The sequence below is a fragment of the Sandaracinaceae bacterium genome, from assembly GCA_016706685.1.
Taxonomy (GTDB): domain Bacteria; phylum Myxococcota_A; class Polyangia; order Polyangiales; family Houyiibacteriaceae; genus JADJJE01.
In genome coordinates this window covers 1-20783 of the sequence record JADJJE010000006.1, presented here as the reverse complement: position 1 = coordinate 20783, position 20783 = coordinate 1, and the positions used below count along the sequence as shown (strand labels likewise).

Genomic DNA, 20783 nt, shown 5'->3' with positions numbered 1-20783 from the left:
GGGGATCTTGACAGCGTTCAGACGGGGTGTCATCTAAACGCCGTACAGATTACCTGCGCTTCGAGCCCACGACAGGATCGCACCATGTCCCAGCCCTTCCCGCACCTGCTCTCGCCTCTGGATCTCGGCTTCACCACGCTGCGCAACCGCGTGGTCATGGGCTCCATGCACACCGGCCTCGAGGACCGCTTCTGGAACTACCCGAAGCTCGCAGCGTACTTCGCAGAGCGCGCCAAGGGGGGCGTAGGGCTCATGGTCACCGGCGGGCTCAGCGTGAACCGCCGCGCCTGGTTCTACCCGGGCTCCGGAGTCGTGAACCAGCCCGGCGACGTGCTGCCGCACCAGCTGGTCACGCGCGCAGTGCATGAGCACGGCGGCAAGATCGCGCTCCAGCTCATCCACACGGGCCGCTACGCGCACCACCCGTGGTCGGTGTCGGCCAGCGCCAAGAAGTCGCCCATCAACCCGTTCAAGCCGAAGGCCATGAGCGAGGCGCAGATCCTCTCCACCATCGACGACTTCGCGCGCAGCGCGGCCATCGCCAAGCGCGCGGGCTACGACGGCGTGGAGATCATGGGCAGCGAGGGCTACCTGCTGAACCAGTTCGCGTGCCGCCGCGTGAACGAGCGCAAGGACCGCTGGGGCGGCGACATCCACGGGCGCATGCGCTTTCCCGTCGAGATCGTGCGCGCAGTCCGTCGCGAGGTGGGCCCCAACTTCATCGTGATGTACCGCCTGTCCATCATGGACCTGGTCGAAGGTGGCAACACCTACGACGAGGTGGAGACCATGGCGATGGCGCTGCAGGAAGCCGGCATCACGCTGCTGAGCACCGGCATCGGCTGGCACGAGGCGCGCGTGCCCACCATCGTCACGTCCGTGCCCCGCGGCGCGTTCCGTGAGGTCACGGGCCGGCTCAAGCGCGCGCTGACGGTGCCCGTGATCGCGTCCAACCGCATCAACACGCCCGAGGTGGCCGAGTCCATCTTGGCCGATGGCGACGCGGACATGGTGTCCATGGCGCGCCCGCTGCTGGCCGACCCGTACTTCGTGATGAAGGCGGCGGCTGGCAAGCCCGAGGCCATCAACACCTGCATCGCCTGCAACCAGGCGTGCTTGGACCACACGTTCTCGTTGAAGCGCGCCACCTGCATGGTGAACCCACGGGCCGCACGTGAGAGCGAGCTGCTCTACCCGCGGGCCACCACACCCCGCCGCATCGCCGTGGTGGGCGCCGGCATGGCGGGCCTCTCGGCAGCGACCGTCGCCGCCGATCGCGGGCACCACGTGACCCTGTTCGAAGCGGCCAGCGCCATCGGCGGGCAGTTCCGCATGGCCGCCGCCGTGCCGGGCAAGGAAGAGTTTCGCGAGACGCTGCGCTACTACCAACACGAGGTGGAGCGCACCGGCGTCACGCTGCGCCTCGACACGCGCCCGAGCCAGCAGGAGCTCAGCGGCTTCGATGACGTCATCGTGGCGACCGGCGTGGTGCCGCGCGTGCCCAGCATCCCCGGCATCGAGCACCCGAAGGTGCTGCGCTACACCGACGTGCTGCGCGACAAGAAGCCGGTGGGAAAGCGCGTGGCGGTGATCGGCTCGGGCGGCATCGGCGTGGACGTGTGCGAGTACCTGCTGCAGGACCCGGACATGAGCCTCGAGGCCTGGTGCGCCGAGTGGGGCGTGGACCCGAGCGGCGACTCCCCGGCGGCCTGCGCGAGGCCCGTGGAGAAGCCGCGCCGCACCATCACCATGCTGCAGCGCAGCGAGGGCCTGAAGAAAATGGGCTCCGGCCCCGGCCGCACCACCGGCTGGGTGCACAAGATCGCGCTCCAGCGCGGCGGCGTGCGCATGCTCGACGGCGTGACCTACGAGCGCATCGACGACCTGGGCCTGCACATTCGGCGCGGGGGCAAGGCCGAGCTGCTCGAGGTGGACCACATCATCCTGTGCGCCGGGCAGGTGTCCGTGCGCGACCTGGTGCCCGAGGGCGCTGGCAAGCGCGGCAAGCGCGAGCGGGGCGGCGTGCACGCGATCGGCGGCGCGGACCTGGCCGCGGAGCTGGACGCGAAGCGGGCCATCGCGCAAGGCGCCGAGCTGGCCGCGCGGCTGTGACGCGGGGCTGAGGCCGGGGCTGAGGTGCCGCCAGAGACGGACCACCCGGCCTCCACGCCGCGCACGCTGCGGTTCAGTTGGGGGCCAGCTCTAGAGGGTTTGCAGCGCCTTCGCGCGGCTGCCGCGAGGCCTCGGCGCCCTCCTGCAAGGCGGGCGCCGAGTGAACCAGGATCTGGCGTGCCACTTCGGTGGCGATGTCGCTACGCCAAACCTCCGCGCGATTCTCGTTGGGCTGGTACACATCGATACCGAGGTCGAAGGTGGCCTGGGCGATGGTCGGCGCCTCTCCCGTGTGCAGCACAGGAACCGTGGTCTGACGGAGGCCATCGAAGCGCGACTCGCGCTCCACATCACGGAGGTCGTACACCCGCACCTCCACGGTGAGCGACAAGTGGACGTCTTGGTACGTGTAGATCGTGTCCCCCGCCAGGTACTCGTAACGGCGAACGTGCGTGAGAACGAGGATGCCTCGTGACGAGCCGTCCTCTGCCGGGACGAACTGTTCGACGGTCTGTGTGTCGAACATGGCTTCCGCCAGATCCAAATGCGGCTGACGAAACGACTCGACGTCGGGGCGGCTCTGGCCCGGAACACCATCGAGGTCGATGGAGAGCTCGGTGAAGACCGCCCGCGTGTCGGGCTGCGTCCACGGCGGGAACGCGGTCGGGTTCGCGACTGCGGGTCGAGGCGTGGATGCCTGGCTCCCCTGGCTCCCGCCGCAACCCACAACGAACGCCACAGCCAACACGGAGACCCCAACCCAGCGAGATGAATACGTCATGTTCCTTCTTCCTTGCGTGGCCCTTGTACCGACAGCAGCACGGGAGTGTCAACGCTGCGCGGGCCGAGGCGTATGCTCTAAGCTCGTACGACATCCCCCACGGCAACGAACCAAGGCCCCCACCATGAAGCTCCGCGCCATCCTGAACCTGCTGGGCCTCGCGCTCCTGACCAGCGCGGGCTGCTCCGACGCCACCAACAGCGGAAGTGACGCCGGCGCACGCGACGGTGGCACGCGCGACCTGGGCGGCCGCGACGCCAGCCAAGACGGCTCGGTGTGGGAGCGCTCGGGCTGCAAGCGCGGCATCGCCTATGGGCACCACACGGTGGCTGACCTGACGGCTCTCCAGTCGAGCGTGGCCTGGTGGTACAACTGGGCCGACCGGCCGGACGTGGACCTGCGCGACGGCGCCTACCGCACGGCCGGCGTGGAGTACCTCCCCATGATCTGGGGAGCCATCTTCGACGCGGACGACGTGATCGCGAACATCCCCGCCGACACCGAGTGGCTGCTGGGCTTCAACGAGCCCAACTTTGGGTCCCAGGCCGACATCTCCGCCACGGCGGCCGCCGTGCTGTGGCCCGAGGTGGAGCGCGTGGCCGACACGCTGGGCCTCTCCATCGTGTCGCCCGCCGTGAACTTCTGCGGCGGCGACTGCCAGGACACCAGCCCCTTCGACTACCTGGACGACTTCTTCGCCGCTTGCGACGGCTGTCGCGTGGACGCGGTGGCGTTCCACATCTACGTGGGCTGCAACCCTGCAGGCGACAACAAGGCCGAGTGGCTCATCAACCACATCGAGACCTACAAGGCGCGCTTCTCGCAGCCGCTCTGGCTCACCGAGTTCGCCTGCGACAACGCCGGAAGCTTCGCCGACCAGGTGGCCTTCATGGAAGACGCCGTGGCGTACCTCGAGAGCGAGCCGCGCATCGCGCGTTACGCGTGGTTCTCGGGCCGCTTCGAGGGCATCCCGTACGTGGACCTGCTGGGCGACGACGGCGAGCTCACGCCTCTCGGCGAGGCGTACGTGAACGCTCCGACGGGCGCGGGCTGCGTGGAGTAGAGCCGAGCAGGTCGAAGCGGCTGCAGGATGTGCGTCGGCCACGGCGCGGGTGGAGGCCTCACCTCCTTCAAGGAACTGCGTCTCGAATCACGAACCCGTCGTAGGAACCCAAGTTTCCAGGGGCTACCAGCGAGGCGCTCGTGTCCCCGACCATGACGTAGTATCCGAACGGATCCAGCAGTATGTCGAAGCACCGGTCGGTTCCGAGTGTTCCTAGCTGGCGGAGTTCGATGCTGGACCCATCGGCGCTCACGCGCACGGAGAAAATGTCGGTCGACCCGGCGTTCGGGATCTCCAGCGTTCCGCTGGTGTGCCCGCACGCCATCACGCTGCCATCCGATGCAACCGCCACCGCGTTCAAAATCTCGGCGCTGTCCATCGTCGCGTCCGCGTACTGCCCTGTCCAGACGACCGACCAGTTGGGCGCGTAGCGCCGAATGAACGCGTCGTTTCCCCTGGGCGCCGTGGTACCGAGCATGCCCGTCGTGTGGCCACCCACAACGACGCCCCCATCCGGTGCAATTTGTATGGCCCGCACCTCGTCGGACTGTGCCGTACCCACGCTGCGCGCCGAGAGCGTTGCCCCTGTGGCGAGCGACAGCTCCAGGAGGAACCCATCCCATGATCCCAGCGCGCCAGCTCCAGTCAGGTCACCACCAGTCGTTCCTCCAACCATCACCCGCAACCCATCGCTGGCCACCGCGTAAGCCCGGTCTTCCGTGGTCGTACCCAGCTGACGTGTCCAGAGCACGGCGCCAGTGCCGCTGTAGCAGCGAACGAACACGTCTTCGTCGCCAGCGTTGCCCGCCCCTCCCAAGACACCTTCGGTGGAGCCCACCACAATCACCGATCCGTTCGGCGCGATGTCGAGATCCCACACCAGTTCTCCCGTCGACGTAGCCACCTGGCGAGTCCAGAGCTGAGTTCCGACGCCATCGTAGAGCCGCACGTACGAGTCGGTTCCGCCGAGCGCCATGAACCCGGACACGGCAGTCGACGCGTCGAAAGCAAGCGCCACCCGGTCGCCCGGACCAGTGGCGACCTGTGCACGAATGCCGCCCTCGTGCGGGTACGTCCACAGGGTGGCACCCGCGCGCGACACCCTCCGCAGAATGCCGCCTGAGGCGCCCATGGATCCCGCGGTGAGTTCGACGTCCCCCCGACCAGCCAGAACAGCTGATCCATCGGAGAATCCCGCCACGGACCAGAGTTCGTCCGGCCCAGCCCCGCCGACCTGCATGGACCACGGTTCGCTCGCACAGACTCGGTCTGCGCCCGCAGACCCTGGAGCCTCCTCGAACTCGCCCGCCACGCACGGTGTCCATGGCTCACACTGCGGCGCGTTCGACGCCGCGGTGAAGAACCCTGGGTGGCACGGGGAGCAGCCACGGTCGCTGATCTGGCTGCCCGGGGTGCTGACGAACTCACCCACGCCACAGGCTGTCCATGGCAGGCACGCAGTGTCCACGTTGCCGTCATGGTCCCAAGCGAAGTCGACATCGGGGCAGCGCACCCGCTCCGCCGTCCCTACCGTGGCGAACGACAAGCCCTGGCAGGCGCCGGAGCCGAGCGTGACGTCGAGATAGGGGACGACGAGGCTCTGCACGTTGGATGTGGTGGCCGCGTCCGCCAAGCGGCCGATGGCGCCTTGAACGGCATTGTCGAGCGCGGGCTTCTCGAGCACGCCCCCGAGCACGAGGTTGGCGAGCGTGTCGCCCGCCTCCGTGCCAGACAGCAAGAGATGACTGGCGCTGAGGCGCAGGGTGGCTGTGCCACCACCCGATGAGGTCAACGGAATGGGTAGCTCGAGTGCCGGCACGGCGCCGCCGAACGCTCCGGCGCTCGATCGCGTGACGCCGAACCGCTGCGAGAGCGCGCGCCCCGTCGCTCCGTCGCTGATCTCTACCGAGGCGCAACCTGTGCCGGGCCAGAGCGAGACGAGCAGCTCGAGAGACGCGCAGCTGGACGATGCACACCCAACGGCCGCCTCGAGCGCCCCACGCCAGTTCGACCACGGCTCACTCGGGGCAAGCGCCCGCAGCGCCGTGAGGTAAGGCGCGGCGCCGACGTCGATCCCACCAGGGAGGTCGGCGTGGCCGCACACCGAGCCTCGTGCATCCACGTCGTGCCCCAAGTCACCCACGCTCGTCAGCCCTGCGGCATCGAGGAGGTCTAGCGCAGTGATGCGGTATATGCGGGCCAGCGACGAGTTGGCGCTGGGACACGCCGTGGCCGGGTAGAACGGAGGCCCGCTCGACACCACGCAGGCGTCTTCGTCCACCGCGGCGTCGCAGTCGTCGTCGAGGCCATTGCAGCTCTCCGGCAAGGCGTCACACGAGACATCCACCAGGACGAAGATGGCGCCGCGGGTGGTCGTCACCTCCACCGCACCCGCGCTGACCGCGCTGGGCACGCGCGACCACGTGGGGTCGAACGTGTTGCGTAGCTCCAAGACCGCGGGGCTCGTCAACGTCGTGGGGATCCGCAGCACAGCCGGCGTCCCGAAGGCGGCCTCGAAGGGCGACACCGCCACGGCCACGCCAGCGAAGCGCTCATTGGGACGAAGCGTGGGCAAGCGCCGCAGGGAAGTCTCCCCCAGGGCCACGGGCGTCCCAGCAGGCAACGCCCCGGCAGGCACCCGCAGCGTGACGTCCACCCCCGCCGCCGTTGCCAGTGTCAGGACAGCCCCCTCCGCGGGGACCGCCGTGACCGTCCCGCAGATGGGGAGCTCATCGATGCTCCCGCTGCAGTTGTTGTCCAGCAGGTCACACGCATCGAGCTGAGCCGGGTGCCGCTCGGCGTTCGTGTCATCGCAGTCGGTGGCGAGCAGGCTGTGTCCCGCCACGGGAGCACAGCTCATGGTGAACGTGTCGGCGACACCGAACCCATCTCCATCGCCGTCTTGGTACCAAGGCACCGGGGCCGTCTCTTCGTCCACCCGCTCGTCGCAATCGTTGTCCGCACCGTCGCAGACCTCTAGCTGCCCGGCTCGACGACCGCGCGACTCGTCATCGCAGTCGGTGCCGCAGTGGACTCCATCGGGGTCAGCGTTGCAGCAGTAGCTCGCGACCTCGCCGTCCCCATCAGCGTCGACAACCCCGAACGTCAGCGGGTCACAGTCCTCATCGTGCATGCCGCCGACGCCGTCATCGCAGGTCTCGGCGTTCCCCGGGAATCGGTCGGGGTCGTGGTCGTCGCAGTCGGCACCGCCGCAGGCCACGGCGATGACTCCGTCGCCGTCGTGGTCGGCCGCCACCCCGGCACAATCCACCGCGCACGTCTGGTCCTCCTCGGCGCACGCCTCGCCCTGCGCGCATCGAGCCGGTCCCGGGGCGCACCCGAAGTCGTCGGCCAGCGCAAAGCCTGGGAGACATGCCTCCTGGCCATTGCAGAAGATGCCGTCATCGCAGTCTGCGGGGGCAACGCAGAGAGGATCGCCGGACGGGGGGACGACCTGGGTCTCGTCACACCCCGCGCCGAGCAGAGGGCAGAACGCGAGGCTGATCAAGAGCGCAACCGCGCTCTTGTTCCCACCCGAGCGAGCACTGGAGATGGAGCAGCCAAATGTCACGGCGCCTCGAGGGTGGGAAGAGCGGCGAACACCTGTCCCGAGGCGCTGGTCGCCACGCCGTGCAGTGTACCGAAGGTCGCGAGCATGATGACGAGGTCGCCTTGTTCGTCGAACGTCAGCCCCGACGTGCGCTCGGAGGAGGGAGTGCCGAACGCGTGGAGCGCGGTGGCGTGTCCGCTCGGGTCGCTCACCAGCACGAAGCCATCGAGAGCGCCAAACTCTGGGGCCCCTGTCGCTGCGACGCCGGTGTAGCCCAAAACGAAGACGCGCCCGTCGGGGTGGAGCTCGACCGCGGTAGCCACGTCGTCCGCCGAGGAACCGAGCTGACGCACCCACGTCACAGTGCCATCGCCGAGACTCAAGCGTGCCAAGAACGCGTCCTTCCCCCCAGCGCTCGTGTTCGCTGCAAACGCCCCGCGAACGCTGCCCACGACGTACACCGAGCTGGCGGACACAACCAGATCCGTAACGTCGACCTGACCCAACGTGGTGGTGTTTGGTGCGCCGAAGAGCCGAGTCCAGAGGAGGCTGCCGGTCGACGAGAGGCACTGCACGAAGCCATCGCGGTTCCCGGTCAGTGTCTGCCCTGCGAACGCCAGCTGCGTCTGCCCTGCGGAGCACACCCCACCGGTCGGGCTGAAGGCCACGCTGGTGGGCACGGCCGAGGTCGCATCCTCGTAGGTCCACGCGGTCAGTCCTGTGTCGAAGAGCGCGCGAGCGAAGTGATGTGCCACATTGGTGGAGGTTTGCCCTAGCGGCCCTTCGGCTGTGCCCACCGCGACCACGCGACCGTCTGAAGCCGTCGCGACGCCGCGGACCCGCTCGGCGGACGTCGGCGGAGGCAACGCAACACCGGAGGGGAAGTGCGCCAGGGTAGCGCCCCACATCTGAGTGCCAGACTCGTCGAACGCACGGACGATGCCGTCGAGGTCACTCGCGAACGCTCCAGCCACGTACGCGCCGCCAAACAGCGTCCGCCCACTGCCGTCCACGGCGCACTCGAATTCGTCGAGGATCGCGCCTGCTACGGTCCATTGCTGGACGACGGTCCCCGACTCATCCACGACGCGGATCTCTGGGACTGCCCCTGACGTGACGACGCCAGCGAGCAGCCCGGGCGCGACGGCGTAGGGCCCCGCCGCACCGTTGTCCCGATGCACAACGTCGGCGGCGATAGCCCGCGCCCACTGGAACGGGCCGCAGACCCTATCGCGCTTCGCGGTGGGCACGCGGGTGACGAGGGTTCCGTCCGGGCAGCCGCGCCACATCTGACACGTGCTCGCGTTGAGGCGGTCGGAGAACGTCTCTGGTGGACACGGGCTGCACGTGCGGGGACTGCCGCCCGAAGGTGGCGTGGCTTCGAACTCGCCGGGAGAACACAGCGCCTCGTTCCAAGGCAGGGCTTCCCCCACGAGCCCCACCGAGAGGCCTGCGCAGGTGCCCGCAGGCGTGTCGAGATCCAGACGCGACGCGACCGCCGCTCCCACCATGGTGGGGGTCGCATCGTCGTCGAGAAAGAGCGCGGGCGCAGCCGCACGGAGCGCCGACTCAGCGTTGCTGCCTTCCCACACACCGCCGATGGTCAGCGCGCGAATGCCGCTTGCGCTCAGCTGGCCCGTGAGCATGACGCGCTCGAGTAGGATGTCTACGGTGGCGCTCGACGTCCCCGCTCGCACTGAGAGGGGCAGGGACAGCGACTCGGCGGCCCCGGTGATGCGCCCGGACGCCGCCACCGACACACCGAACGGCGAGGTGAGCGGGTCCCCGGTCTCGGCGTCTTCCATGCGCAGCTCGGCACAGCCAGCACCCGGGCGCACACGCACCCGAATGCGGAGCGGGTGACACGCGGTGTCGCCGTCCCGGCACGCCACGGCTTCCGTGAAGGCCCTGCGCAGCGAGAAGCGCTGCCACGGCCCCATGCCGTGAAGGGAGTCCGCCAGGCCCACCATCGCGTTGTCCGCCCGGCCAACGAAGTCCGGCGTGCCACAGGTGCTGTCGCGAGCGTCGAGGTCGTGCCCTGCTGCCGTGCCACCATCGATGGCGTCCAACGTGGGCACGTTCAGCGACACCACGTGGAAGACCGTCTCGGCCCCCGCGTCGGCTGTGGGGCAGCTGACCGGATCGGGCCTAAACACGCCGTCGGTCGCGCAGACTCCACCCTCGTCGGCGAGTCCGTCGCAGTCGTTGTCGACGCCATCGCACGTCTCGATCGCTGGCGTGCATGCCGGTCGCACGACCGTGAACACGCCCGACGTGCGCGTGGAAAAACTGAGGATGCCGCCGCTCAGAGCAACTGGCACGGCGTCCCACATGTCGTCGGAGAGCGACACGGAGTAGAACACCTGCGACGCGACGCCGCCGGTGGTGACCGTGATGCGCAACGGAAGCGTGAAGGCGGTGTCGAGCGGAGTGACCGCGAAGGGCACATCCTCCAGCGTCCCGACCGCGCTGAGGCTGGCTACGGAGGCGCTGGTCGCTGCTCCGAGAGCCACCCGTGTCCCCGCCGGCACCGCTCCCGCCGGCACTTCGACGACGATGTGAACGCCACCGGTCGTGGTGAGCGACAGGGTGGCCCCTTCGCTGGGCACCACCACGGACTCCGCGCACAGGGGATCGTCATCCACCACGCCGTTGCAGTCCGTGTCGACCGAGTCACAGATGTCGATGAGACCTGGGTGCACCTGCGCGTCCACGTCGTTGCAGTCCGTCCCGAGGAGGCTGCTGCCCGCCACCGGAAAGCAGCTCTGCACCGCGCCGTCCGGGTCGCCAAAGCCGTCGCCATCGGTGTCCGGGAACCATGGCACCTCTTGGGTCTGCTCATCAACGCGCGAGTCGCAGTCGTTGTCGACTTCGTCACAGAGCTCCACTTGGCCAGACCGGCGCCGATCGCTCCCGTCGTCACAGTCCAACCCACAGAGGTCGCCCGCCGGTGACGGATTGCAGCATGCGGCAGCCACGTCTCCATCGCCATCGGCGTCCAGGTTCCCCAGCGTCATGGGATCACAGTCCTCGTCGCGTCGCGTTCGTGGGCCTCCGTCGCACACCTCGATGTTGCCGGGGAACCTCTCTGGGTCTGAGTCGTCGCAGTCGTCGCCGCCACACACGACGCATCGTGGCCGTCGCCGTCGGCGTCGGATGGGCCAACACAGTCGTTCTCACACTGGAGATCTGCCTCGTCGCAGCGAAGGCGCACGCCACACGGGTTCGTGGCGGGGACGCAGCCGAACTCGTCAGCCCCGAGTACGCCGGGGCGGCACTGCTCCGCCCCGTTGCAAAACATCCCATCGCTGCAGTCTGAAGGCCCGCGGCAGAGCGTCCGGACGCCACCGTCAGGCGCGCCTTCGGCCGCGTCTCCGCACCCGAGCAAGAGGGACAGGCTGGCGAGCAAGGGGCTCAGAACCCTCACGCTTCGCGCCCACACCGGCAAACGCATCACGCGCACACTCCATCGTCGATGAGGCCATCGCAGTCGTTGTCCAGCCCGTCACAGATCTCGAGCGTGGGGACGCAAACCAGTGCCGCGAGAAGATAGATCCCCGAGCTGTCATGGGTCCCGGTGGCAACGCCTCCTGCTCGCGTCGTGGCGAGGAGCGTCCAGGTCCCATCGGTCTCGTTGTCCAACACCAAGATGGTCTCGCCATCGCCGAGCGTGGGGAGCGCGACAGCGATGGCCACGTCGAACTGGAGCCCGTACGGCGTGAGCACCAACGCAGTCCCCACCGCTCCGAAGCCTGAGGGCAGCGGGGCAAGCACTGCGGGTGTCATCTCGCGCATGGACACGATGACCGGTGCAGAGAGCGCATGCACGGGGACGTGTAGCGACGCGCGGAGCCCCGACTCGAGCGAGAGATACGCGCTCCCCCCTGAGGCGTCGAGCGTCACCACGGCTCCACACCTGCCGCCTTCGTCCACCCGCGAGTCGCAGTCGTTGTCGACCAAGTCACACAATTCGAGCTGCGCGGGGTGCCGCCGTGCCTCGCTGTCGTCGCAGTCGCTCGGCGAGAGGCTGTGGCTGGGCACGGGGGTGCAGCTAGACATGCTCGCTAGGGCTTCGCCGAACCCATCGCCGTCGGCATCCGCATACCACTCCACGCTCATGGTCTGCTCGTCGACCACGCCGTCGCAGTCGTTGTCCACCACGTCGCAGAGCTCCACTTGGAAGGCGCGACGCAGGATGCTTCGGTCATCGCAGTCGCTCCCACAGAAAAGGGTGCCGTCTGCCCGGGTATTGCAGCACGACGCGGAGACCTCACCATCAGCGTCTGCGTCCTGAAACCCGAACGTGGTCGGATCGCAGTCCTCATCGCGCTGTCGGGTGAGCCCGTCGTCACAGACCTCGATGTTTCCCGGGAAGCGGTGAGGATCCTCGTCATCACAGTCGTTGCCTCCACATGAAATGGAGAGGAACCCATCCCCGTCGGCATCCCGCACGCCACAGGCTTCCGTGCACGTGCGAGCGTACTCGTCGCAAATCAGCGGTAGCGGACATGGGGGCGTACCCGCCGCGCATCCGCTGGCGTCGGAGGATGCCGCATCCGGCGCACAGCGCTCCTCTCCATTGCAGAACGAGCCATCGTCGCAATCGATCGCCTGCATGCAGGTGCCCGCGTCCACCATTGGTGGCTCTGCAACGGGCGAGCAGGCAAACAGGCAAACCACCCCCACGAGCCAGCCAGAGCGCAGCGCGGTCGCCAGGATATCGATACAGTTGATCGCGCGGCCGCTCGTTGGCGTTTGCGCTAGCACGGAGCCTGCTACTCGGACGGGCCGCATCATGCCCAGCTTGTCACTACATCCCGGGCCACGTCCTCTCCCCAAACGAGGGAGTAGCGCGGCGCGCTACTGCCCGCGGATCCAGCCTTCCTCCTCCGCCAAGAACCCCGTCACGTCGACCTCGGGGCGGACCTTCTCGAAGATGGTCGGCAGCACGCCCTCCGCGCCATAGCGCACCCGCATCTGCCGCCAGAGTCCGTGGTCGAACATGGTCTCGAACTCGGCTTCGGTGCTCAGCACGTCCACGTACGTGTGCAGGAAGCCGCCGCGCTCGCGCACCATGGCCTCTAGCTCGCGCACCTTGGTGATGGTGGGGTACTGCTCTGCGCCTTCGCGGATGGCGCGCGGGAACCCGTAGATGCCGAAGTTCAAGTAGAGGGCGCTGCGCTCCTGCTGGTCCCACGGCTGACCATGCTGCCCCTTCACGCGGACCATGCCGCCACGGTCCACCACGCGGCACGGATAGACGAGCAACGGGTAGATCTCGAAGGTCTGGTCCACGTGGTCCAGCATCTCGCGCAGGTGCTCGGCCGGGAACGCGAAGTCCTGGTAGACCTGCTTGCGCAGCGCGCGCTCGCGCTCGCCCTCGGGCCGCAGCGACTTGAGCACGCGCAGGTTGGGCGGCAGCGTCCAGCCCAGCGTGTTGCGGAACCACTTCTCGTTGGCAGTGGGCAGCAGCTGCCCGAGCGTCATGCACATGCTGCGCTCGTGCCGCATGAGGAACGAGTAGGTCGGAACCAGCTCCTCCACCCGAACGCCCGCGGGGAGCGCGAGCATGCTCTCCACGTGCTTGAAGAAGAAGGGCTTGCGCCAGTGGTTCACGTCGTTGATGGGGAGCCGGCCACTCGCCACTTCCTCCGGAGAGGCCAGGTAGCCCTCGAGGATCACGGCGCGGTGGCGACCGAAGACCTGCGCCTCCAAGAAGAACGGTGGCGAGTCCAAGCGGAGCAGGCGCTCGTGCTCGCGGCAGTACTCGTCGAGGTCGAAGAAGGGGCGGTACACCAAGCGCACGTGTGTGGGGGCCGGGACCACGCGCAGCTCGAGCGCCACCAACAAGCCCAGCGTGCCGTGGCTCCACGGGAGCGCGCGGAAGAGGTCGGCGTGCTCTCCGTCGCGTGTGACGCGAAGGACTTCGCCGTGCGCGGTCACCAGCTCGTACGCCTCGACCGTGTCGTGCACGAGCCCCGAGACGTGCGAGTGGGTGGTCATGCCGATGGCCAGCACCAGCCCGCCCAGTGTGGCGTCCTCCATCTCGATGGTGGCCTCGAGCTGTAGCCCCTGCGCGTCGAGGTAGGTGGCGACCTCGCCGGTGGTGGCGAAGGGCTCCACGCGCACGGTGCCGCGCTCGCGGTTCACGCCCAGGATGGCGCGCAGGTCCCCCATCTGCACCTTGGAGGCGCGCGACTTGTCCGTGGCGCGTGTGTTCAGCGAAGCGTTGGGTTTGCGATCGGTGCGCAGGGGACCCACCGCCGCAGCGCCCTCGCGCGCGCGCTTGTCCGCGTACTGCTTCACCTCACGGGCCACACGGCTCACGCGCGCATCGTGCGCCGCCGGGTCGGGCGCGTTGCGCTTGCGCTCGAAGCTCTCGACCACCGAGTAGGCCTTGCCGAGCGGCAACACGCTCGAGATCAAGAGCAGCTCACGGTGTTGCTCCACCCACGCTTCGAGCCTGCTGTCGTTCTTCATGGAGTCCTCGGACGGTGGGCTGCGGAGTCGGGCTCCCAGCGGTACAGCTTCTTCAGGATCGCTTCGCGCAACGAGGCGGGCATGCCCCCGAGGGTCAACGCGGCGACGCGGGACGAAAAGGGCACGAAGTAGCGCTCCTGCGGGCGCTTGGCGTTGGCGGCCTTCAGCACCACCTGCGCGACCGCGTCCGGCGATATGGCGCGCGCGAGCTGGGTCTGGGCGAACCCGTCCAGGCGCTCGAGGTACGCCTGATACGGGTTGGCCCGGTCCTCGCGGGCCTCGCGCCCTTCTTCGCGGGCCTTGTCGAACGTGGGGGTGTCCACGAAGCCCGGGATGATCACCGAGAGCTGCACGTTCCACGGCGCGAGCTCGAGGCGGAGCGCGCGCGTGGCCGCCTCCATGCCGGCTTTGGTCGCGGCGTATGCGCTGGTGACGGGCGACGCCACGTAGCGCGTGAGGGAGCTCATGTTGATGACGCGGCCGCCACCGCGCGCACGCCACATGGGCGTGAGTTCCCCCACCAGCTGCATGCCGGCCAGCAGGTTCACGTCGAACACGTGGCGGAGCGCGTCGCGGTCCATCTGCTCGAGCGGGAACGGCGGTCCGTAGCCCGCGTTGTTCACCAGCAGGTCCACCTCGCCAAAGCGCTGGAGCGCGCTCTGGGCGAGGTGGGTGGTGTCAGCGCCCTCGGCGAGATCGGCCGCGACCACGTGAGCCTGCGCGCCATGCGCTTCGACGGCGCGCGCGAGTTCTTGCAGCAGCTCCTCGCGGCGAGCGGAGAGCACCACATCGAAGCCACCCTTTGCGAGCTGCAGCGCCGTGGCGTAGCCAATGCCCGACGACGCACCCGTGACGATGGCGACACGGCGGCTCACGAGGGCACCTCCGTGTTCGTCACAGGCCCGGGCCCGACGAGCCCTCGTCCCACGCGCCCCACCAGCGAGGCGCGGCTCGGCGCGGCCAGGGCACCCGCCACGTAGTCCACCAGCTGTTCCGCAAAGCGCGTGACGCGAGCCGACCGGGCGTCGCCTTCGAGGTCGCGCACCTCGAGCCGGCCGCCGCCGTGGCCTGCACCATCTGCCCCGCCATGAGGAAGATGCGGGTGCCGAGGACGTCTTCGGGGATGGACGAGAGCGCGCGGCGCAGGTGCGAGACGGTCTCGAAGAAGGCGTCGTTCCAAGGACGCGGCGTGGCCAGCGCGCCCTTCGCTTCGCCGCGCGCGAAGAGCTCGCCCATGAAGCGCACGTAGCTGGACCCGCGCTCCACATCGAGCAGCTGCTCGACCATGGGCACGACCAGCGCCACCACCAGGTCCTCCGCGCTGGGCTTTCCCTCGGTGCGCCCGAGGGCCTCCTCGAGCAGCGCGCGGCGCCGCTGGTTGAGGGGCGTCATGCGCGCCTCGACGATGGCGTCGATCAACAGCTCGCGGGTGCCGAAGTGGTACTGTAGCGCGTTGCAGTTGCGCTGCCCGGCCTCGGTCGCGACGCGGCGCATGGACACCGCGTCGATGCCCTCGAGCGCGAACAGCCGCTCGGCCGTCTCCAGCAGCTTCGTGCGGGTGTCCGCGCTGCGCGTGTTGGGGCGCCGTGCGGCTGCGCCGGTCACGACACGTCCGCGAGCTTCACGCGGTGAAACTCCACCTCGAGCTCGTCTTCGCTCAGCAGGGCGCGCAGCGCGATCTGGCCTGCGGCGAGGCCTGCCGTGTCCAGCCAGTTCGGCACGCCCGGGTCGTGCGCGGCGATCACGATGCGAAACGTTCGGTCGGCGTCGAGCGCGACCTGGGCGGAGTTGAGCGACACCCGCCGAAAGCGGTAGTCGGGGGACTCGAGCCAGCGGTTGAAGACCTGCACCGACCAGTAGCGCGCGCGCGCGCCGTGCCCGTCACGATCACCGCCTCGTCGTCGGCCAGCTCGAAGGACGCGCCCGTGTAGTCGATGTCGGGCGTGGGCATGTGGCCCAGGATCACGCTCGGGTCGATGCTCTCGAGCAGCGCCTCGTTGCGGGCCACGCGCTCCGCGTCGACCTCTCCGTCTACCACCTCGCCGCCTTTGCGCATGCGCGCGTCGGTGACGGGGTTCATCAGCGCAAAGACCGACAGCGAAGCCGAGAGATCGGCCGTGTCGATGACGTACTGACCCACCCGCGCAAACTTCTCCGCCAGCTCTGCCTCGGTCAGGGGCCCTGGCGCGGGCATGTCTGCGGGCACGCGCTCGATGGTGAAGGGCGCGCGCGTCTCCCGCTGCCGATCGAAGAAGTACTGGCGCACCAGCATGGCGTACGCCCGCTCTGGCAGCTCTAGCCAGTGCTTGGCCCCCGCGGGGCGCTCGGCCGACAGGTGGATCTCGAAGCTTCCGTCGTCGCCCAGCTCGAGCTCCGCGTCCGACAGGTTGCTGCCGACTTCGATGCCCCCCTCCTCGGCGCGGCTGTAGACGCAGAAGCCCAGATAGGTGACGTCGGTCTTGCGCCCGCGGATCACGTACTGCTCACGCGGATCGAGCGCCACGTAGTCGTAGTCGGTGTCGGGGTTGTCCCCCAGGAACTTCTTGGTGGGCGACAGCATGCGCGTCAGCTGAGGGCGCAGCGGGTCGTCGCTCTCGGAGGTGCATCTCGAGCGACGAGCGCAGCACGCGCGTGAGGTAGCGAAACCCCTCGGCCCGCTCGCGCTCGGACTGGGCGCCCTTCGGCCCCCGTCACCACCGAGGCGGCCTCGCGCAGCTGGTCTAGCAGGCTCAGGAAGGCGCGCTCACTCACGCTGGTCATCACGGGTTCTGTGCTCATGGCTGGCTCGTTCTCGCTGCGGGCGCTTGGCCCCACGTCGTATCCATGGCGCGCGCGATACGCGCCGAACTTCTCGGCCACCCCGGCCGCGTTCAGCCGGAACATCTCGAGCGAGTACTGATGCTGCCCATGCACGCCGCGGGGTGCGCCGCGAGATATGCGCGCATGCGTCCACGGTGGACGGCACGAGGGCATCTGGAAGTGCGCGTACACCCGCTCCACCGGCGATGGGGTCCGCGAGCAGCTCCTCGAAGTGCACGTCGGTGAACTGCTGGGCGAGGTCCGGGCGTTGGTCGCGGCTCGCCATGGTGCGTGTGAGCGCGCTGCCCCAGTACTCCTTGCGCCGCGCCCAGCGCGGGTCCAGCCCGTCGCTGCCAAAGCCCCGCACCACGTGGTGCAAGCTCGAGACCGAGGGGATGACCTCGACCGGGTCGCGGTGCGTCTGGATGACGCGCGTCGGGGTACATGGCGAGGAGCGCGTCCAGCTGACCCAGGTGCGCCGGCGACTTCGGCACCCAGCGCTCACGCCGAAAGCGCGACTGGAGGTGCTGCAGGAAGAAGCGATGAAAGTGGTAGGCCGGCGCGAGATCCGCCTGCGTGCACCACTGCACGTAGCTGGGCACGTGGAAGCTGAGCGGAACTGGTAGCTCCGGAAGCTGGGCGCCATCGTCACGAGGCACTCCTGCGGCAGCGTGGCGCCCATGGGATGAATGGCGTCCAGCGTGGGTACCATCCGGCGGAAGCGCGCGAGGTGCTGCTCGATGGGCGCGATGCGCGGGTCGTTCGCGTACGTCTCCGGCTCGGGCGGCGGACACGAGGCGACTGAGTTCCCCATGACCGGCGAACGGCTCGACGGGTCGAGCGCGACAGCTCGTAGAGGATGGTGGTGCCGGTGCGCGGCAGCCCGAGCACGAACAGCGGCCGCTCGATGCGCTCGCCGTCGACCTCCGGGTGGGCCTTGCGATGCGCCAGGAGCTCGAGCCGCACGCTGAGCGCGTCCACGATCTGCGTCTTTGCCGAGATGCGGCCAATGACATGCAGCTGGGCCTCGCGCTCGAGCGAGTCGATCAAGCACTCGAGCCCCTCGACGAAGTCCAGCGGGCCGAAGTCGTCGAAAACCCGTGCGCGCGACAGCCTCCGCGCGGAGAGACCTCGGCCGCCGGACTGGGCCGCGGCCCGAGCGCCCGACCCGCGACCCGCCCCACCCCGTTGACGAGGCGCACCGAAGGGCCGGTGCGGTGGCGGCGGGAGGACAGTCACGGACCCGCACGATCGCGGCGGCGGCGATTTGTCAAGTGCGTTAACTCGGCGTTGGGCCTACAGCGTTGCGCTCGGCTCGACGGCCGCCCGCGCCACGACGCTGGTGGCGCTCAGCTCGAGGCCCACGTCCGTGGCGGTCGCGCCCTCGGCCGCGGGTGCTCGCGCTCTGCCGCGCTCCAGCGGACGCACGTTGAGCGGCCCTCCACCAGCGCCGCCGCCCGCTCACGTCGCGAGCAGCGGAAGAAAGCGTGCCCCGCCATCGGCACACGCGAACCGCCCGCGCCTGCTCGTCGCGCAGCTCCATCCAGCAGCCCATGTTCTGACACACCGCGCTGATCTCGCCCCTCGGTGCGCACCACCCCGGTGTAGGCCGCGGGGTCGTCGATCAGCGCGCTGGAGCGCCACCGGCTCACGCTCACCAGCCAACGGCGCGCCGAACGCCTGCTCCCCGGCTCCCGTCGCCGCGGGAGCACCGGCTCCGGCTCCGCGGCCGCGGAGGCTCTGCCGCACCCGACGCCCCGCGGCCCCGGTCGTCACCTCGGCGGCCGCAGCCCCGGGCGCCTCCGCGGCCGCCCGCAGCCCATCACGCTCATCACGCCAACCACACCCACGACCGAAGCTCACGAGTCATGGGCGATGAGATGCCAGACTCGTCGCCGCCGTGCAGCACCGGGGTCGGATACCGTCGCGCGATGGCTGCCCTACACGTTCACCCCGAGCTGTTGCGAGGCTGGACGGAAAATGCGACTTGGACAATCCACGGCGGTTTCTGATGATGACCCTCCGCTCGCTCCACGGGTGCAGCTGCAGCGGCTCACCCGGTGGCGGAAGGGCGCGGCGCGAGCACGCCAGGCGGCACCCGCACGGACAGCGGCGGGAGTGCGCGCCGGGCTCCGCTGCGTGGTGGGGGAGACCCGACGTGGTCTGGGTGAAATGCGCGAGGGGGCAACGTGAACGGGCCCACGTGCACCGAGGTGTGCCGCGCGGCGTCTGCCCGACAACTGCGCGTACTACGCCTGCGACGAGGGCGTCAGGTCAGTATCCCGACATGGAGCTTCGCCCCGATCGCCGACCCGGGCTGGGCTTCGCGTGCCGGGAGGGTGGTTGCTGGGGTCGGGCGCCCGGCGAGGGCCACTGTACCTGGTCTCCATCAACGTGGCGGACGACGGCACCCGCAGCTGCTACTTCCCGACCGAGACGCAGGTCAGCTGCGACACGCACCCCGGCAACGCCAACTGCTTCGGCGAGCGCTACGCGAGCGGTGTGCCCCTGCACCGCCGCCCTCTCGACGAGGCGTGCGCCTGGGAGTGCGGGCCGCACGACACCGCGCGCCACTGGCGCACCGAGGGCACAAGCTGCCTCGCGCGCATCAACTACTGGCGCAAGCGCGCATGTGAAGGCTGGGTGGGTGCCCGCCGGCGGGTCTGCCGCCATGACCGGTCACGGCCTGCCACGAGTGCGCCAACTCCGAAGCCGAGCACGACCAAGCGAACGGCGCGCACGGCTCCTTCACGCTGCGGCAGGCGCCGGGGGCGAAAGGAGTCGGCGCCACCTGCGCGACGTCATCGACGGCTTCGTGGCCGAGCGCGCCCTCGGCGAGCGGCGTGATGCGCTGCGAGGACACTGCGGCCCGATCTTGGCCCGGCTGTCGCAGCTTCAGCTGGGGCAAGGACCGCGACACGGGCTTCCACACGCTCAACTGGGGCGGCTGCAACGCCGGGACCTGCGAGGCCTACGGCGGCCAAACCCGGACTGCTGCTTCACGCACGAGACCTCACCGTCGTCGCTCGAGTGCGACGACCCCGACGAGGGCGCGGAGGCCAACCCCGACATCCAGGTCTGCCAGTAGCGGACACGGACACCGTCCGCGAGCGCGGGGTTGCCCCGCGCTCGTCGCCGCGCTCGACCGCAGTCAGAGAGCGCGGTCGGTCACGACGGGGGCCGCTGCGCTCGTCACGACCTGCGAGTTCAGCCCCAGCGGTGAGGACGACCTGCAGCGCGGCGTCCAGCGGCTCGGGGCAACCGACCGTCGTCGTGAACGCCAGCGGCTCGGTGACCGCGTTGCTGTCCGCTCGAAGGTGATCTCGCCGTTGGGGTTGGGCACGTCGAGCAGCCACAGGCGCTCCCCGGGACGGAATCCACCGTGGCCGAAGAACTCGCCGGGAGCAGACCGCCCTGAGCGGATTTGATAGATCGACGCCGGCGGGCCCTGGTCGCCACGCCGCCGTACCAGCCAACCACGCGAAGCGTCCGATGCGAGTCCGTGCCTGCCGCGAACAGCTCGTCGCCGCCGGAGCGCGCAGAAGCGACCCGTGACGCGCAGCTCGCCGGTCCTCAGCTGGTGCGGCGTGCGGGGCTCTAGCCCCAGGATGAGCGGCACCCCGGTCGTCAGCGCCTGACCCACGCGGGGCTCGCGCCGGCCGTCGGCCGGCAGCCGCAAGGGCGGCGCGCGCGTCGTCGTCGCGTAGTGCCAGCCGCCGAGGATGAGGTCACCGTCGTGAGTCTCGTGCCGGTCGCCAGGAGCGGCTCCGGTCGCGCCCGCACCGCCTTGGACGTGCCCGCGCCCACGAAGCGTGCCGTCCACCGACAACTTCATGAAAGCTGCGAGAGTCCACCGTGGTCGAGCGCGCCTCGCCCACCAGCAGGACACCTCCGTCCACCGCCAGCACGTCGCGGATGACCTCCGTCGTAGTCTGGCGGCCCCGCGTCCACGCGCGAACGACGTTCCGTCTGCGGCAAACACGGCGAGCAGCGCCTGG

At 69.4% G+C, this 20783-nt stretch carries 13 protein-coding genes; 3 read left to right on the top strand and 10 right to left on the bottom strand.

Annotation, left to right across the window (positions count from 1 at the left end; translation table 11 throughout):
• The first annotated feature begins 84 nt into the window (after positions 1-84).
• Positions 85-2112 carry an NADPH-dependent 2,4-dienoyl-CoA reductase gene (locus IPI43_11215; protein MBK7774687.1) on the top strand — a complete coding sequence of 676 codons (2028 nt, stop codon included), beginning with the start codon at positions 85-87 and terminating at the stop codon, positions 2110-2112.
• A gap of 73 nt (positions 2113-2185) precedes the next feature.
• On the opposite strand, the gene IPI43_11210 is transcribed toward IPI43_11215, so the two are convergent.
• On the bottom strand, positions 2186-2893 hold the full coding sequence (locus IPI43_11210) for a hypothetical protein (protein MBK7774686.1): 708 nt from the start codon (positions 2891-2893) through the stop codon (positions 2186-2188).
• A gap of 124 nt (positions 2894-3017) precedes the next feature.
• Here IPI43_11210 and IPI43_11205 point away from each other — a divergent pair, with 124 nt between their 5' ends.
• The gene (locus tag IPI43_11205) at positions 3018-3956 is read left to right on the top strand and encodes a glycoside hydrolase family protein (GenBank protein MBK7774685.1); all 939 of its coding nucleotides are present in this window, start codon (positions 3018-3020) and stop codon (positions 3954-3956) included.
• Positions 3957-4023: 67 nt separating this feature from the next.
• Here the strand turns inward: IPI43_11205 and IPI43_11200 are convergent, their stop codons facing one another.
• The 9 genes from IPI43_11200 to IPI43_11160 all read right to left on the bottom strand — a co-directional run bounded on the left by IPI43_11200 (position 4024) and on the right by IPI43_11160 (position 17599).
• Positions 4024-7527: a hypothetical protein gene (locus IPI43_11200; GenBank protein MBK7774684.1), complete on the bottom strand. Its 3504-nt coding sequence runs from the start codon at positions 7525-7527 to the stop codon at positions 4024-4026.
• Positions 7524-10631 (bottom strand): hypothetical protein, encoded by a 3108-nt coding sequence (locus tag IPI43_11195; protein MBK7774683.1) that lies wholly within the window; start codon positions 10629-10631, stop codon positions 7524-7526. Before IPI43_11195 ends, IPI43_11200 begins: the two co-directional genes overlap by 4 nt.
• A 328-nt stretch (positions 10632-10959) precedes the next feature.
• Positions 10960-11958: a putative metal-binding motif-containing protein gene (locus IPI43_11190; GenBank protein MBK7774682.1), complete on the bottom strand. Its 999-nt coding sequence runs from the start codon at positions 11956-11958 to the stop codon at positions 10960-10962.
• A gap of 408 nt (positions 11959-12366) precedes the next feature.
• Positions 12367-13986 carry an FAD-binding oxidoreductase gene (locus IPI43_11185; GenBank protein ID MBK7774681.1) on the bottom strand — a complete coding sequence of 540 codons (1620 nt, stop codon included), beginning with the start codon at positions 13984-13986 and terminating at the stop codon, positions 12367-12369.
• Positions 13983-14861 carry an SDR family NAD(P)-dependent oxidoreductase gene (locus IPI43_11180; GenBank protein MBK7774680.1) on the bottom strand — a complete coding sequence of 293 codons (879 nt, stop codon included), beginning with the start codon at positions 14859-14861 and terminating at the stop codon, positions 13983-13985. Before IPI43_11180 ends, IPI43_11185 begins: the two co-directional genes overlap by 4 nt.
• Before the next feature lie 19 nt (positions 14862-14880).
• On the bottom strand, positions 14881-15591 hold the full coding sequence (locus tag IPI43_11175) for a helix-turn-helix transcriptional regulator (protein MBK7774679.1): 711 nt from the start codon (positions 15589-15591) through the stop codon (positions 14881-14883).
• A complete protein-coding gene (locus IPI43_11170) occupies positions 15588-15731 on the bottom strand; it encodes a hypothetical protein (GenBank protein MBK7774678.1) in 144 nt (47 codons plus the stop codon). The genes IPI43_11175 and IPI43_11170 overlap by 4 nt, the downstream gene beginning before the upstream one ends.
• Positions 15728-16546, bottom strand: coding sequence for a DUF1214 domain-containing protein (locus IPI43_11165; protein ID MBK7774677.1), 819 nt, complete (start codon positions 16544-16546; stop codon positions 15728-15730). Before IPI43_11165 ends, IPI43_11170 begins: the two co-directional genes overlap by 4 nt.
• Positions 16547-16729: 183 nt before the next feature.
• On the bottom strand, positions 16730-17599 hold the full coding sequence (locus IPI43_11160) for a sulfotransferase (GenBank protein MBK7774676.1): 870 nt from the start codon (positions 17597-17599) through the stop codon (positions 16730-16732).
• 2001 nt (positions 17600-19600) lie between these two features.
• Between IPI43_11160 and IPI43_11155 the strand changes: the two genes are divergently transcribed.
• A complete protein-coding gene (locus tag IPI43_11155) occupies positions 19601-19873 on the top strand; it encodes a hypothetical protein (protein ID MBK7774675.1) in 273 nt (90 codons plus the stop codon).
• Positions 19874-20783: the final 910 nt, after the last annotated feature.

Excerpts from the sequence above, each read along its gene's own strand:
- IPI43_11205 (MBK7774685.1), top strand. The coding sequence starts at position 3,018 with ATGAAGCTCCGCGCCATCCTGAACCTGCTGGGCCTCGCGCTCCTGACC.
- IPI43_11215 (MBK7774687.1), top strand. The coding sequence starts at position 85 with ATGTCCCAGCCCTTCCCGCACCTGCTCTCGCCTCTGGATCTCGGCTTC.
- IPI43_11165 (MBK7774677.1), bottom strand. The coding sequence starts at position 16,546 with ATGCTGTCGCCCACCAAGAAGTTCCTGGGGGACAACCCCGACACCGAC.
- IPI43_11210 (MBK7774686.1), bottom strand. The coding sequence starts at position 2,893 with ATGACGTATTCATCTCGCTGGGTTGGGGTCTCCGTGTTGGCTGTGGCG.
- IPI43_11185 (MBK7774681.1), bottom strand. The coding sequence starts at position 13,986 with ATGAAGAACGACAGCAGGCTCGAAGCGTGGGTGGAGCAACACCGTGAG.
- IPI43_11160 (MBK7774676.1), bottom strand. The coding sequence starts at position 17,599 with ATGGGGAACTCAGTCGCCTCGTGTCCGCCGCCCGAGCCGGAGACGTAC.